We start from the raw sequence: 14,018 nt of genomic DNA, 5'->3' as shown, positions 1-14,018 counted from the left end.
TGAGGGGGAACAAGGATGAACTTGATTTTAATGGGGCTTCCTGGTGCTGGTAAAGGTACACAAGCCGAACAGATTGTTGCCAAGTATAACATCCCTCACATCTCAACAGGAGATATGTTCCGTGCAGCTATGAAGGCTGAAACTGAACTTGGTTTACAAGCAAAATCTTTTATTGATAAAGGTGCGCTTGTTCCAGATGAAGTTACAATTGGAATTGTTCGTGAACGTTTAAGCCAAGAAGACTGTATTAAAGGCTTCTTATTAGATGGTTTCCCACGAACTGTTGCACAAGCATCAGCTCTTGAAGAGATTATGAAAGATCTTGGCAAAAAAATCGACTATGTTTTAAACATTAATGTGGATTCAGGATTGTTATTAACACGCCTTACAGGTCGTCGCATTTGTAAAGAATGCGGTGCAACTTACCACTTAGAATTCAATCCGCCAGCAAAAGCTGATGTGTGCGATAAATGTGGTGGCGAATTATATCAACGCTCTGATGACAATGAAGAAACTGTAGCAAATCGTTTAGATGTAAATATTAAGCAAACAAAACCTTTGCTTGATTTCTACGAGGAGCTTGGCTACTTACAAAGCATTAATGGTGAGCAAGATATCAATAAAGTATTTGCTGATATCGATGTTCTCATCGGAGGCTTAGCTTAATGATCATCTGCAAAACTTCTCGCGAGATAGAAATCATGCGAGAAGCTGGCAGGATCGTTGCTTTAACTCATCAAGAGTTGAAACAACATATTACTCCAGGAATTACAACGAAAGAGCTCGATCAAATAGCGGAAAAGACGATTCGAAAATATGGTGCTACGCCATCTTTTAAAGGATACAACGGATTTCCGGGGAGCATTTGTGCTTCTGTAAATGAAGAGCTTGTACACGGGATTCCAGGGAAGCGTAAGCTCGAAGAGGGCGATATCATCAGTATCGATATTGGTGCGAAATACAATGGGTACCATGGAGATTCTGCATGGACGTATCCAGTTGGAAACATTTCTGAATCTGTTCAAAAGCTACTTGATGTCACAGAAAAATCGTTGTATCTTGGTCTAGAACAAGTAAAACCAGGCGAAAGATTATCAAATATCTCGCATGCGGTTCAAACACATGCTGAAGAGAATGGGTTCTCGATCGTTAGGGAGTATGTTGGTCACGGAATCGGGCAAGACTTACATGAGGACCCTCAAATCCCGCACTATGGTCCACCAAATAGAGGCCCTAGATTAAAGCCGGGAATGGTCATCTGTGTTGAGCCGATGGTGAATCAAGGAAGACGATATGTAAAAACACTATCTGATGACTGGACAGTGGTAACGGTAGATGGTAAATGGTGTGCCCATTTTGAGCACACGATTGCTCTTACAGAAGCAGGATACGAAATCCTTACCACTTTATAAGTAGCTGGCTCTCCGGGATTTCAGAGCAGTGTAAAATGTTACTGATTTGAAGAAGGGAGAACTATTGAATGGCTAAAGATGATGTAATTGAAGTCGAAGGTACCGTTCTTGAAACGTTGCCAAATGCTATGTTCAAAGTAGAATTAGAGAATGGGCATGTCGTATTGGCTCACGTTTCTGGTAAAATCCGTATGAACTTCATTCGTATTTTACCAGGAGACAAAGTTACGGTAGAATTATCTCCGTACGATTTAAATCGTGGTCGTATTACGTACCGTTTTAAATAATATAGCACTCCGTAATCTTTAAGGAGGTTCGAGACATGAAAGTAAGACCGTCAGTTAAACCAATCTGCGAAAAATGTAAAGTTATTCGTAGACGTGGAAAAGTAATGGTTATTTGTGAAAACCCTAAACATAAACAAAAACAAGGTTAATCAGAAGGAGGTGCATTCAGAATGGCACGTATCGCAGGTGTAGATATTCCTCGTGACAAGCGCGTTGTTATTTCTTTAACTTACGTATTCGGCATTGGTCGCCCAACTGCTGAAAAAATCATTACAGAAGCTGGTATTTCTTCGGAAGCACGAGTTCGTGATTTATCGGAAGATGAATTAGGACGTATCCGTGATATCATCGATCGTATTAAAGTTGAGGGAGACCTTCGTCGTGAAGTATCTCTTAACATTAAACGTCTAATGGAGATCGGTTCTTACCGTGGTCTTCGTCACCGTCGTGGTTTACCAGTTCGTGGTCAAAACTCTAAAAACAATGCTCGTACACGTAAAGGTCCACGTCGTACAGTAGCAAATAAAAAGAAATAATAAGTAAAGGAGGTTGAACTAACAATGGCACGTAAAACAAACACTCGTAAAAAACGTGTGAAAAAGAATATTGAAGCTGGTATAGCTCATATTCGTTCTACTTTCAACAACACAATCGTAACACTTACAGATACTCATGGTAACGCACTTTCTTGGTCTAGTGCTGGTGCACTTGGTTTCCGTGGATCTCGTAAATCTACTCCATTCGCTGCGCAAATGGCTGCTGAAGCTGCTTCTAAAGTTGCAATGGAGCATGGTTTAAAAACTTTAGAGGTTACTGTTAAAGGTCCTGGTGCTGGTCGTGAAGCTGCAATTCGTGCTCTTCAAGCGGCAGGTCTAGAAGTAACAGCAATTAGAGATGTTACTCCAGTTCCTCATAATGGATGTCGTCCACCAAAACGTCGTCGTGTGTAATTTTTCTGTATAGAATTTTCCCTTTTGTCTATAATGGATATGATGCATTATCGAGAAATTTCGTACAGAAACATCGCTTGTTGTGCACAATCGGGAACTGCCTAAGGGGGACTTTCGGTTAAACAGGGGTTCTTCCTTTGTTTAACCGGGGTTTCGACGTTTTGAAGGAGGGTTTAGTTAATGATTGAAATCGAAAAACCGAAAATCGAAACGGTTGAACTTAACGAAGATGCTAAGTATGGCAAATTCGTGATTGAACCGCTTGAGCGTGGATATGGTACTACTTTGGGTAACTCCTTACGTCGTATTCTTTTATCCTCACTCCCTGGTGCCGCTGTAACTGCTATCCAAATCGATGGCGTTTTACACGAATTTTCAACAGTTGAGGGCGTAGTAGAAGACGTTACGACGATGATCTTAAACTTGAAAAAGTTAGCTCTTAAAATCTACTCTGATGAAGAGAAGACGTTGGAAATCGATGTACAGGGCGAAGGTATTGTCACAGCTGCTGATATTACTCACGATAGTGATGTTGAAATCTTAAATCCAGATTTACACATTGCGACGTTAGCAAAAAATGCGCATTTCCGCATGCGTTTAACTGCAAAGCGTGGCCGTGGGTATACGCCAGCTGATGCAAATAAAAGCGAAGATCAACCAATAGGAGTAATTCCTATTGATTCTATTTATACTCCAGTATCACGTGTGACTTACCAAGTGGAAAAGACACGTGTCGGACAAGTGGCTAATTATGATAAGCTTACGCTTGATGTATGGACGGATGGAAGCATCGGGCCAAAAGAAGCTATCTCTTTAGGTGCCAAAATCTTAACTGAGCATTTAAATATCTTTGTTGGTTTAACTGACGAAGCACAAAATGCTGAGATTATGGTCGAGAAGGAAGAAGATCAAAAAGAAAAAGTTCTTGAGATGACTATCGAAGAACTAGATCTTTCTGTTCGTTCTTATAATTGCCTAAAACGTGCAGGAATTAATACTGTACAAGAGCTTGCGAACAAAACAGAAGAAGATATGATGAAAGTTCGTAACTTAGGACGTAAATCCTTAGAAGAAGTTAAACATAAACTTGAGGAATTAGGTTTAGGTTTACGTAAAGACGACTGAGGATTTAAACCCATCAACAAAGGAGGGAACTACGAATGGCATACAGAAAATTAGGCCGTACAAGTGCGCAACGTAAAGCTATGTTACGTGATTTAGCTACTGATTTAATTATCAACGAGCGCATCCAAACGACAGAAACTCGTGCAAAAGAACTTCGTTCTGTAGTGGAAAAAATGATCACTTTAGGTAAACGCGGAGATCTTCATGCTCGTCGTCAAGCAGCAGCTTTCATCCGTAATGAGGTTGCTAACGCTGAGACTGGTCAAGATGCACTTCAAAAATTATTCGCTGATGTAGCTCCACGCTATGCTGAGCGCCAAGGCGGATACACTCGTATTGCAAAAATTGGTCCACGTCGCGGAGACGCAGCACCAATGGTAATTATCGAGTTAGTATAATGATGATTAAAAGGGCAGGACAGTTCTTTTCAAGTAACTGGTCATGGCCCTTTTTTTTTAAGTATAAAAATAGGCTAACTTGACGAAAGAAAGGGTGCCTTGTATTGAAAAAAGAGAAACTTCGGACAGAAAATATATCATTTCAATATCCTGGGGCAGCCTCTTATGCATTAAAAGATGTTTCGTTTTCCTTATATGAAGGAGAATGGGTAGCTGTTATTGGACAAAATGGTTCAGGGAAGTCTACACTTGCAAAATTATTGAATGGCTTATTTTTACCGGAATCAGGGAAAATTACTTTAAATGATACAATGATTTTATCAGAGGAAACAGTATGGGATGTTCGAAAGCAAATTGGCATGGTATTTCAAAATCCAGATAATCAATTTGTTGGAACGACAGTACAAGATGACGTTGTATTCGGCCTAGAGAACATCGGAATGCCAAGGGAGCAGATGATAGAAAGACTAGAACAAGCTCTGCAACTTGTCCGTATGGAAGATTTTTTAAATGAAGAACCCCATTCGTTATCTGGTGGACAAAAGCAGCGAGTCGCAATAGCAGGTGTTCTAGCACTTCAACCATCTATTTTAATACTAGATGAAGCAACTTCAATGTTAGATCCTCAGGGGAGACGTGAAGTAGTAGAAACGGTCAGACAACTTGTTGATCAAAAGGGTATTACGGTATTATCGATTACGCACGATTTAGAAGAAGCGGCACAGTCAGACCGTATTATTATTTTGAACAAGGGAGAAATATTAGAGGAAGGTACTCCAGAGCAAATTTTCAAATCCTCTCATATGCTCCAAGAGATTGGATTAGATGTACCTTTTTCGGTGAAAATAGCAGAATTATTAAAAAGAAATGAAATTCACTTGCAAAATACGCATCTTACAATGGAAAGCTTGGTGAACGAACTTTGGAGATTACATTCCAAAAAGTAGAACATCGTTATCAATATAAAACTCCATTTGAAAGACGCGCACTTTATGATGTAGACGTGTCGTTTCCAAGTGGGGGCTATTATGCCATTATCGGTCATACTGGTTCAGGTAAGTCGACGATGATTCAACATTTAAATGGTTTATTGCAGCCGACAAATGGTACGGTTCAAATTGGTGAACATTTAATTTCAGCAGGGAAGAAAGAGAAAAAGCTTAAGCCGCTACGAAAAAAAGTAGGGGTTGTCTTTCAGTTTCCAGAACATCAACTATTTGAAGAAACAGTTGAAAAGGATATTTGTTTTGGACCGACTAATTTTGGTGTATCTGAAGAAGAGGCAAAACAAAAGGCGAAAGATGCAATCCAGCTTGTTGGATTGGACATAGAGTTATTAGCACGTTCTCCGTTTGAATTAAGCGGTGGGCAAATGAGGCGTGTTGCAATAGCAGGCGTACTAGCGATGGAACCCGAAGTGCTTGTATTAGATGAACCTACAGCAGGGCTTGATCCAAAAGGACAGCACGAGCTCATGGAGATGTTTTACAATTTGCATAAGGAACAGGGGCTTACAGTCATTCTTGTTACCCATAATATGGAGGATGCCGCTAAGTATGCAGATCAAATAGTGGTCATGCATAAAGGAACGGTCTTTTTGCAAGGAAGAGCAGAGGAAGTATTTTCATATGCTGATGAATTAGAACAAATCGGTGTGGATCTTCCAATGTCTTTAAAGTATAAACGTGCAATTGAAGAGAAGTTTGGTATTTCAATTTCGAAGGCTACCTTATCTTTAGAGGATCTTACTCATGAAGTTGTACAGGTGTTACGAAAAGGTGGTCATGAATCATGCAGCAGTTGATTATTGGGAGATATATTCCAGGTCAGTCACTCATTCATCAACTTGATCCTCGTACGAAGCTGTTGATTGTCTTTTTATATGTATTTGTTGTTTTCTTAGCAAATAATGCGATTTCATATGGATTTTTATTTTTATATGCACTCATTGCTTTATTTTTTGCAAAAGTGCCGATTCGTTATGTACTTTCGGGCTTAAAACCAATTCTGTGGATTTTTCTTTTTACATTTTTCCTGCATATTTTTACAAATAAAGAAGGGGAAGTACTATTCCAGCTTGGTTGGTTTTCGATACATGAAAAAGGATTAGAGCAAGGGATATACATTTCTATACGATTCTTCGTTATTATTTTAATGACGACATTATTAACGTTAACGACGACACCTATTGAAATTACAGATGGGTTGGAGACGTTATTAAAGCCGTTCAAGCGTATAAAAGTTCCTGTTCATGAAATCGCATTAATGATGTCAATTTCACTACGTTTTATCCCGACATTAATGGATGAAACGAGTAAAATTATGAAAGCACAAGCGTCACGTGGCATTGATTTCGCCGGGGGACCGATAAAAGATAGGATGAAAGCTATTATCTCACTACTCGTTCCATTATTTATCAGTGCTTTTAAGCGTGCAGAGGACTTAGCGATTGCGATGGAATCTCGTGGATATAAAAGTGGCGAAGGACGTACTAAATTTAGGCAACTACGCTGGAAAATAAGTGATACGGTAACAATTGTAAGCTTACTTTGTTTAGCTTGTATTTTGGCATGGGTGCGGTCGTAATGGAGAATAGAGAAATGGAAAGAATAAAATGTACAGTTGCATATGATGGCATTCATTTTTGTGGTTACCAAATTCAACCACAGCATCGGACTGTTCAACAAGAAATAGAGAAAGCATTGCAGAAGTTGCATAAGGGAGAACTTGTTCGTGTGCAGGCATCAGGCAGAACGGATTCTACCGTTCACGCCAAAGGACAAGTGATACACTTTGATACACCTTTGTCTCTTGAAGAGTGGCAATGGAGTAATGCTTTAAATACAATGTTGCCGGATGATATTATTATCAGGCAGGTAGAGAAGAAAACAGAAGAATTTCATGCACGTTACGGTGTCGAGAAAAAAGAATATCGCTATCGTGTATTATTATCAAAGACTGCGGATGTATTCCGTAGAAATTACGTATATCAATATCCATATCCGCTCGAAATAAACTCTATAAGAAAAGCGATTCCTTATTTTATTGGAACGCATGACTTTACTTCTTTTTGTTCGGCAAAAACTGACAAAAAAGATAAAGTGCGAACAATTTATGAAATCGAATTAATTGAGCAAGACGATGAATTAATTTTTCGCTTTGTAGGTAATGGATTTTTATATAATATGGTCAGAATTATTGTTGGTACGTTACTTAGCGTAGGTCAAGGAAAGCTTGATCCGGATAGTATTCCAGAGATTTTAGCGAAACAAAATCGCCAGTTTGCTGGAAAGATGGCTCCAGGTCATGGACTTTACTTATGGCAGGTAAACTATAACAACTAATCCTGGTGTAACATTTGCTTGACATTAGAAACTCAAAAGTATATCATAACATATGGTATTGTTTCTAAAACCACGATTAGCCCCGGAAGGAAATCGTGTTTAAGATAAACAATAGATTTTTTCTATGGAAAAGATAACGAGGAGGGAAACACATGCGTACGACTTTTATGGCAAAAGCTAACGAAGTTGAGCGTAAATGGTATGTGGTTGATGCTGAAGGTCAAACTTTAGGTCGCCTATCTACTGAAGTAGCATCCATTTTACGTGGTAAACACAAACCAACATTTACACCACACGTTGACACGGGTGATCATGTAATTATTATTAACGCTGAGAAAATTCATTTAACAGGTAATAAATTAAACGATAAAATTTACTACCGTCACACTAACCACCCAGGTGGACTTAAGCAAAGAACAGCTCTAGAAATGCGTACAAACTACCCTGTACAAATGTTAGAGCTTGCAATTAAAGGCATGCTTCCAAAAGGACGTTTAGGACGTCAAGTGTCTAAGAAATTAAACGTGTATGCTGGAGCAGAGCATCCACACCAAGCACAACAACCAGAAGTTTACGAACTTCGCGGATAATTAATTAAAGGAGGGCTTACTTTGGCACAGGTTCAATACTATGGCACTGGACGTCGTAAGAGTTCAGTAGCGCGCGTACGCCTAGTTCCAGGCGAAGGACGCGTTATTATTAACGGTCGTGATTTTGAAAACTATATCCCATTTGCTGCATTACGTGAAGTAGTGAAACAACCTCTAGTTGCAACAGAAACTTTAGGTAACTACAATGTACTTGTAAACGTAAATGGTGGTGGATACACTGGTCAAGCTGGTGCTATTCGTCACGGTATTTCTCGCGCTTTATTAAAAGCTGATCCAGAATACCGTCTAACATTAAAACGTGCGGGTCTATTAACTCGTGACGCACGTATGAAAGAGCGTAAAAAATACGGTCTTAAAGGCGCACGTCGTGCACCTCAGTTCTCAAAACGTTAATTTTTGCGAACTACAAACCCCAACCATTTTGGTTGGGGTTTTTTTATGTTTAATTCTTCTTTTGTAATTTTTTTAGCTTGGAATATTTTAGTGCTACCGTCCTACGTATGCTTCTTCTTTAGAAGTTTAGACTAATACGTATTAGGGAGGTTTATAAGTACTATGAATGTCATTGTCAGCTTACAAGAAAAACAAAAAGAAAAGCAGTTAAAATACGAGCGGAAGATGCTGCGAGAATTATCATTAAAAACATTGCGTTTAAATATTCGTGATGCCTTTCAGATGCAAGAACTTCATCGTCAGTATGAAGATTATTGCATTGAACTAGGGATAGAATCTTATTTATTAGGAGCGAGATACAGTAAATTTGGTTATCATGGCGAATCATTCTTTGATGTAAAATATAGGGCTTTAGAAGAAGAACAACAATTAACTGAAACGTTATTTCAATTTTTAACGAGTATGACTATACGTGAAATTAAGTTGCAAGACGAGGAATTGCTTTTTGAATCTTGCCAGCAGTTTATCGGCTTGTGGTGGCAGGAAGGCTATGAAAAAGGCGAAAGAAGATATCGATTAAAGCTACACTAAGACAAGCATAAACTTTCCTCTTGTCCCATATAAGTAATTAGAGGGACTAGCTGGAGGAGGAAAGGTATGAAGAGAATTCGAATTATCTCTTTTGCGCTCGCTGCGGTTGTTTTGTTTTTTTTAGTTAAACAAGAATTTCAAATTACAAAATCGTGGCGAGCTTGGAATTTACCCTTATCAGGGAAAGTGATTGTACTAGATGCTGGGCATGGTGGGCCAGACGGAGGGGCTGTTGGTGGAAAGGATATTGTAGAAAAAGATATTACACTTGAGATTACAAAAAAGGTACAAGATTATTTACAAGAACAAGGTGCTTTAGTTATTTTAACACGTGAAGGAGATTATGATTTAGCTAATAAAGATACAAAGTCATATAGTAGACGTAAAGCAGAGGATTTAAAAAAGCGTGTTGAGATCATTAATAAGCCTGATGTAGACTTTTTTGCGAGTATTCATTTAAATGCCCTAACTAGTAGTGGATCTAAGGGCGCACAAACGTTCTACTATCGTTCTTCGATTGAAAATGAACGGGCTGCGAAATTTATACAAGCTGAATTGAGAACAAGCTTAGAAAATACGAATCGTTCTGCTAAAACAATTCCTCACGTGTATTTATTGAAGTATGCTAAAACACCAGGTGCTTTAATTGAGGCTGGCTTTTTATCGAATGTGAATGAAAGATATATGTTAAATTCGGAGAAATACCAACAAAAAGTAGCTGCTGCAATATATCGTGGTATATTACGTTATTTTACGGAAAAAGGAAATCCTCCAGAATAAGGAGGATTTTTTCGAGTTTCTCTCGTTAACGAAGTTTTCCGAAAATATGTTATACTGGAAATGTAAACGCATTTATTTCAAAAATAAAGAGAGATAAATTTAATTAACAATACGTTATTTTTCATACAGGGGGCTGGGCTAATTATGGTAACAAAAGAGCAGGTAGTGGAAGCATTGGAAGGGATTGTAGATCCGTTTATACATAAAACGTTAAAAGAAACAAATGCAATTAAAGAGGTGACAGTCAAACCTGAGAAGGAACATGTAAGTGTTAAAATTGCAATTGTAAAGACGGGTACAGCGGAACAAATGCAGTTGCAGTCTGGAATTGTAAAGTTAGTAAAAGAACTTGGAGCAACAACAGTTGGACTTCGTTTTGCAGAATTTACAGAAGAGGAATTAGCTCAGTTTGCACCACCGCAAGAGGAAGAGAAAAGTGAATCCTTATTATCACCGAACTCAAATACAACATTTTTAGCAGTGGCAAGTGGAAAAGGTGGAGTAGGGAAATCAACTGTTTCTGTTAACCTTGCAATTGCTTTAGCTCGTTTAGGCAAAAAGGTTGGTATCATTGACGCGGATATTTACGGTTTTAGTGTACCGGATATGATGGGTATAGAAAAACGTCCAATCGTAAGAGGTGATAAGATAATACCAGTGGAGCGTCTAGGCGTGAAAGTAATCTCAATGGGATTCTTTGTAGAAGATAACGCACCTGTTATTTGGAGAGGACCGATGCTTGGGAAAATGTTAAATCACTTTTTCACAGAAGTAGAGTGGGGTGATTTAGATTACTTAGTATTGGACCTACCACCAGGTACGGGTGATGTTGCTTTAGATGTACATTCGATGTTGCCGGCTTGTAAAGAGATTATTGTAACAACGCCGCATCCAACAGCGGCATTTGTAGCAGCGCGCGCTGGAGCCATGGCTTTACGTACAGAACATAGTATTCTTGGTGTTGTTGAAAATATGGCGTATTTTGAAAGTAAAGCAACTGGTGAAAAAGAGTATGTGTTTGGAAGAGGTGGAGGAGATAAATTGGCTACGGAACTCCAAACGGATATACTTGGCCGAATTCCACTTCAACAACCTGATTGGAATAAAGAGGACTTTGCGCCGTCAGTATATGAAGATACACATACAACGGGTCTCATTTATCGTACGATAGCTGAGACAGTTATTGATAAAACAGCTGTCGCGCAAAAATAAAGTAGTAATGAGTGGACAATATATACATTGTCCACTCAGTGCTATAATTTTTATTATTGTTCTTTGTTCCCATCTTGAGAACCGCCTTCACCACCTGCGCCTTTCTTATCAGACCCGCCTTTTTCGGCTTTTTGTACACCTTTACTAATGATGTCAATCATCTTAGCTTGGAAGAGAGGACTTTCGGCAGTTTCAGTTAGTACTTGCTGTAAATATTGACGATATTCTTTACTCTTCATTGTTTGTAACATAATTTTCTCTACTTCAGGATTTTTCATAATCTCTATAACACCTGATTGGTATTCAGGATCTTTTAGTAAAGTTTTCATTAAGTTTGTTTGTTCTTTTCCCATACTTTTAGCAAATTTCGATGAGAACTCAGGGTCTTTAAAGAGCTTTTCCCAGAATTGTTGCCCTTTTTCAGATACCAGTGCATCTTCAATCGTTTTCTTTACTACTGTTTCATCTAGTATGAGTGCTTGTTTCATTTTTTCATCAGTTAATACATCTTGGATCGCTTTTTTTCCTTGATCGGTTTTTAAAATATCAACAATCATTTTTTTTGTTTGATCATAATCAAGTTCGGATTTTGCTTCTTTTTCTTGTGCACATGCCGCTAGTGCTATAAATAGAAAAGAAGAAATCAAAACGAGCAGCATCCGTTTCATAAGTTGGAGCTCCTTTCAGCAAAGTTCTCTTTTTTTAATATAAATCTCTTTAAGGAATTTATACATTAACATGGCTAGCTTTTTGAAATTGTCATTGTTACAATTTAATTAGAAATATAAGAATAATGGGGGATGTGTTGTGAATAGCCGCAAGTGGGTACGACTATTTTTTACGACGTTGTTTCTTGGTGGGATTAGCACAGTCTTTATTGGTTTTGTTTTAGAGTGGGACAAGTACGCTAAATTTTTTCAAAATTTCGACGGAAAAGAGATTTTAGCAATTTCCTTTTGGTTGATGGGCGTAGGATTTATTTTTAGTGTTATAAGTCAAATGGGGTTCTTTGCGTATTTAACGATCCATCGTTTTGGATTAGGGATGTTTCGGTCATCTTCTTTATGGAATACAGTGCAACTGTTCTTTATTGCGTTCGTATTATTTGATTTCGTTTATTTAAGGTCAGTACTTGTTGCAAATGGGGAAGTTTCATTAGGGAATAACATACTTGTTGCTGGGATGTTATTTGTGTTTGGGGCAATTGTCGCTTATATAAAGAGTAAAGAAACGAATAAAAAAGCATTTGTTCCCGCTCTGTTCTTTATGGTTGTTGTAACAATTCTTGAATGGGTACCAGCGCTCCGGATTAATGATACAGATTGGTTATATTTAATGGTGATACCACTTTTATTATGTAATTCATATCAGTTACTTGTATTGCATCGTTTAATTGGACAAAAGAGTAAGTCAGCTTAATGAGGAGAGTGGATTTTTAATTATCCAGATTCTTATCGTCTGTAAATGCTAGGATAAAAAAGCTCTGCTATCTTAACAAAAGATAGCAGAGCTTTTTATGTGTGAAGGACCGTGTAGAAAGGAACTACTTAATATCTTCACTTTTTGTACTTGTGTTGGAAATAAGTTGTGATACAGATGTTTGTTCATATCCGTCGCTCTTTAATTTTTGTAAGAGTAATGGTAAAGCCTTATTTGTTTGAAGGGCAGAATCAGAAGCATGTAATAAGACGATATCTCCACCCTTTAAATTGCTAGAGACTGTGGAAATGATTTTATTTACGCCGGGATTTTTCCAGTCATTTGAATTGTTACTCCAATGAACGATGGTGTATCCGAGTGATTCCGCTATTTTAAGAGTTGTTTTGTTAAAATCGCCACTAGGTGGACGTAATAGCTTGACTTGTTTTACGCCAAGTTTCGTAAAAACATCTTGTGCCCGCAAAAGATCTCGTCGTATTTCATTTGCTTCTAGTGAAGTGTAGGATGTGTAATTATAGCCCATACTACCAATCTCATGTCCATCTTTCATGATGCGTTCGACAATATCAGGGTGTCTTTCAGCCCATGCAGCAGAGAGAAAGAAGGTTGCATTCTTAATTTCTCTTTCTTTGAGTGTATTAAGGATTGGAATAGCTTTTTTGTCCCCCCAGCTAATGTCAAACGTGAATGCAACTTGTTTTTTTGCAGTGTCCCCTTTGTAAATCACTTTAGGGCCAGTAGCAGTTGAAAAAGCAGATTCATGTGAATATGTTTTTAAAAAGAGTAGCCATGCTGTAAATAAGGAAAGTACGACTATTAAGCTAATGTGTTTAAATGTTCTTTTACTCGTAATAAAAAAGAAAAACATAATATTACGCCCCTTTGTCCAATCCTTTTCAGTTACATATATGCTTTAAATTTAAAAAAGAGAACAAGGGATTAATATCGTAAGTGGTGGATATAATGAGTGATAGAATTTTGTTTTTGGTGATACATTATTGATAATTGAAAATGAGTGGGGCGTTTATCGGTACACGTAAGGAGTTATTGAGGTGATAATTTGCTTGGGATTATGTTGACGAAGGAAGAGAAAAAAGAAATGGAATACATACTGAAGAGAGAGTTAGAGGAACTTTTATTTGATTTTGAAGATGAGCGTATACATAGCGTTGTAAAAAAGGCGATGGAAGAAAGGTATAAAATCATTTTTTGTTTATTTCGGAGAGTTGCTAATAGGGAAGAATGTATTCGTTATGTAAGAAAAAGAATTTTTTATTAAAAAGTGTTGACGCTAAGAGTAAGGATATGATAAATTAATAAACGTCGCTGATGCAGAAACGCAGAAAACGACAAAAAAGAAATTAAAAAACTTAGTTGACATCGAAAAATGAAGATGTTAACATAAGGAAGTCGCAAATGAGCGACTAAGTAGTTCTTTGAAAACTGAACGAAACAAACAACGTGAACGTCAATTT

The 14,018-nt window shown here is 37.9% G+C and carries 21 protein-coding genes; 19 read left to right on the top strand and 2 right to left on the bottom strand.

What is annotated here, in order from left to right:
* Nucleotides 1-15 precede the first annotated feature (15 nt).
* The 17 genes from MR066_RS24970 (at nucleotide 16) to MR066_RS24890 (ending at nucleotide 11,103) form a co-directional block, all read left to right on the top strand.
* Nucleotides 16-666, top strand: coding sequence for an adenylate kinase (locus MR066_RS24970; protein WP_002063428.1), 651 nt, complete (start codon nucleotides 16-18; stop codon nucleotides 664-666).
* Complete coding sequence (gene map, locus MR066_RS24965) at nucleotides 666-1,412, top strand: type I methionyl aminopeptidase (RefSeq protein WP_002139936.1); 747 nt, start codon at nucleotides 666-668, stop codon at nucleotides 1,410-1,412. Before MR066_RS24970 ends, map begins: the two co-directional genes overlap by 1 nt.
* A 68-nt stretch (nucleotides 1,413-1,480) precedes the next feature.
* A complete protein-coding gene (gene infA, locus MR066_RS24960; RefSeq protein WP_001029884.1) occupies nucleotides 1,481-1,699 on the top strand; it encodes a translation initiation factor IF-1 in 219 nt (72 codons plus the stop codon).
* A gap of 35 nt (nucleotides 1,700-1,734) precedes the next feature.
* Nucleotides 1,735-1,848: a 50S ribosomal protein L36 gene (gene rpmJ / locus MR066_RS24955; protein WP_000868344.1), complete on the top strand. Its 114-nt coding sequence runs from the start codon at nucleotides 1,735-1,737 to the stop codon at nucleotides 1,846-1,848.
* A gap of 21 nt (nucleotides 1,849-1,869) precedes the next feature.
* Nucleotides 1,870-2,235 (top strand): 30S ribosomal protein S13, encoded by a 366-nt coding sequence (gene rpsM, locus MR066_RS24950; protein WP_002091539.1) that lies wholly within the window; start codon nucleotides 1,870-1,872, stop codon nucleotides 2,233-2,235.
* A gap of 24 nt (nucleotides 2,236-2,259) precedes the next feature.
* A complete protein-coding gene (rpsK, locus tag MR066_RS24945; RefSeq protein ID WP_002009745.1) occupies nucleotides 2,260-2,649 on the top strand; it encodes a 30S ribosomal protein S11 in 390 nt (129 codons plus the stop codon).
* Nucleotides 2,650-2,829: 180 nt separating this feature from the next.
* On the top strand, nucleotides 2,830-3,774 hold the full coding sequence (locus tag MR066_RS24940; RefSeq protein WP_002029340.1) for a DNA-directed RNA polymerase subunit alpha: 945 nt from the start codon (nucleotides 2,830-2,832) through the stop codon (nucleotides 3,772-3,774).
* 35 nt (nucleotides 3,775-3,809) lie between these two features.
* A complete protein-coding gene (gene rplQ / locus MR066_RS24935) occupies nucleotides 3,810-4,172 on the top strand; it encodes a 50S ribosomal protein L17 (RefSeq protein WP_000331490.1) in 363 nt (120 codons plus the stop codon).
* Between the two features lie 104 nt (nucleotides 4,173-4,276).
* Entirely contained in the window at nucleotides 4,277-5,119 is an 843-nt protein-coding gene (locus tag MR066_RS24930; RefSeq protein ID WP_242248874.1) for an energy-coupling factor ABC transporter ATP-binding protein, read from the top strand.
* The gene (locus MR066_RS24925; protein WP_002124690.1) at nucleotides 5,095-5,976 is read left to right on the top strand and encodes an energy-coupling factor ABC transporter ATP-binding protein; all 882 of its coding nucleotides are present in this window, start codon (nucleotides 5,095-5,097) and stop codon (nucleotides 5,974-5,976) included. The genes MR066_RS24930 and MR066_RS24925 overlap by 25 nt, the downstream gene beginning before the upstream one ends.
* A complete protein-coding gene (locus MR066_RS24920; RefSeq protein WP_002124692.1) occupies nucleotides 5,964-6,758 on the top strand; it encodes an energy-coupling factor transporter transmembrane component T family protein in 795 nt (264 codons plus the stop codon). Before MR066_RS24925 ends, MR066_RS24920 begins: the two co-directional genes overlap by 13 nt.
* A 14-nt stretch (nucleotides 6,759-6,772) precedes the next feature.
* The gene (truA, locus tag MR066_RS24915; RefSeq protein ID WP_002124694.1) at nucleotides 6,773-7,516 is read left to right on the top strand and encodes a tRNA pseudouridine(38-40) synthase TruA; all 744 of its coding nucleotides are present in this window, start codon (nucleotides 6,773-6,775) and stop codon (nucleotides 7,514-7,516) included.
* A 152-nt stretch (nucleotides 7,517-7,668) separates the two neighbouring features.
* A complete protein-coding gene (rplM, locus tag MR066_RS24910) occupies nucleotides 7,669-8,106 on the top strand; it encodes a 50S ribosomal protein L13 (RefSeq protein WP_002029337.1) in 438 nt (145 codons plus the stop codon).
* Between the two features lie 21 nt (nucleotides 8,107-8,127).
* On the top strand, nucleotides 8,128-8,520 hold the full coding sequence (gene rpsI / locus MR066_RS24905; protein ID WP_002009728.1) for a 30S ribosomal protein S9: 393 nt from the start codon (nucleotides 8,128-8,130) through the stop codon (nucleotides 8,518-8,520).
* A gap of 162 nt (nucleotides 8,521-8,682) precedes the next feature.
* Nucleotides 8,683-9,111 carry a DUF2521 family protein gene (locus tag MR066_RS24900; protein ID WP_002029335.1) on the top strand — a complete coding sequence of 143 codons (429 nt, stop codon included), beginning with the start codon at nucleotides 8,683-8,685 and terminating at the stop codon, nucleotides 9,109-9,111.
* Nucleotides 9,112-9,177: 66 nt separating this feature from the next.
* Nucleotides 9,178-9,891: an N-acetylmuramoyl-L-alanine amidase CwlD gene (cwlD, locus tag MR066_RS24895; RefSeq protein WP_002009721.1), complete on the top strand. Its 714-nt coding sequence runs from the start codon at nucleotides 9,178-9,180 to the stop codon at nucleotides 9,889-9,891.
* A gap of 144 nt (nucleotides 9,892-10,035) precedes the next feature.
* Nucleotides 10,036-11,103, top strand: a complete 1,068-nt coding sequence (locus MR066_RS24890; protein ID WP_088293531.1) for an Mrp/NBP35 family ATP-binding protein — start codon at nucleotides 10,036-10,038, stop codon at nucleotides 11,101-11,103.
* Between the two features lie 53 nt (nucleotides 11,104-11,156).
* Here the strand turns inward: MR066_RS24890 and gerD are convergent, their stop codons facing one another.
* On the bottom strand, nucleotides 11,157-11,771 hold the full coding sequence (gene gerD, locus MR066_RS24885) for a spore germination lipoprotein GerD (protein ID WP_002009716.1): 615 nt from the start codon (nucleotides 11,769-11,771) through the stop codon (nucleotides 11,157-11,159).
* A gap of 139 nt (nucleotides 11,772-11,910) precedes the next feature.
* Here gerD and kbaA point away from each other — a divergent pair, with 139 nt between their 5' ends.
* Nucleotides 11,911-12,522 carry a KinB signaling pathway activation protein KbaA gene (kbaA, locus tag MR066_RS24880; protein WP_002124701.1) on the top strand — a complete coding sequence of 204 codons (612 nt, stop codon included), beginning with the start codon at nucleotides 11,911-11,913 and terminating at the stop codon, nucleotides 12,520-12,522.
* 124 nt (nucleotides 12,523-12,646) lie between these two features.
* Here the strand turns inward: kbaA and pdaB are convergent, their stop codons facing one another.
* Complete coding sequence (gene pdaB, locus MR066_RS24875; protein WP_002029332.1) at nucleotides 12,647-13,411, bottom strand: polysaccharide deacetylase family sporulation protein PdaB; 765 nt, start codon at nucleotides 13,409-13,411, stop codon at nucleotides 12,647-12,649.
* 192 nt (nucleotides 13,412-13,603) lie between these two features.
* Here pdaB and MR066_RS24870 point away from each other — a divergent pair, with 192 nt between their 5' ends.
* Nucleotides 13,604-13,822: a hypothetical protein gene (locus MR066_RS24870; protein ID WP_002139933.1), complete on the top strand. Its 219-nt coding sequence runs from the start codon at nucleotides 13,604-13,606 to the stop codon at nucleotides 13,820-13,822.
* Nucleotides 13,823-14,018: the final 196 nt, after the last annotated feature.

The sequence above is a fragment of the Bacillus cereus group sp. BfR-BA-01523 genome (assembly GCF_022662615.1).
GTDB classification, from domain to species: Bacteria; Bacillota; Bacilli; order Bacillales; family Bacillaceae_G; genus Bacillus_A; species Bacillus_A mycoides.
This window is presented reverse-complemented; position numbering and strand designations above follow the sequence as displayed.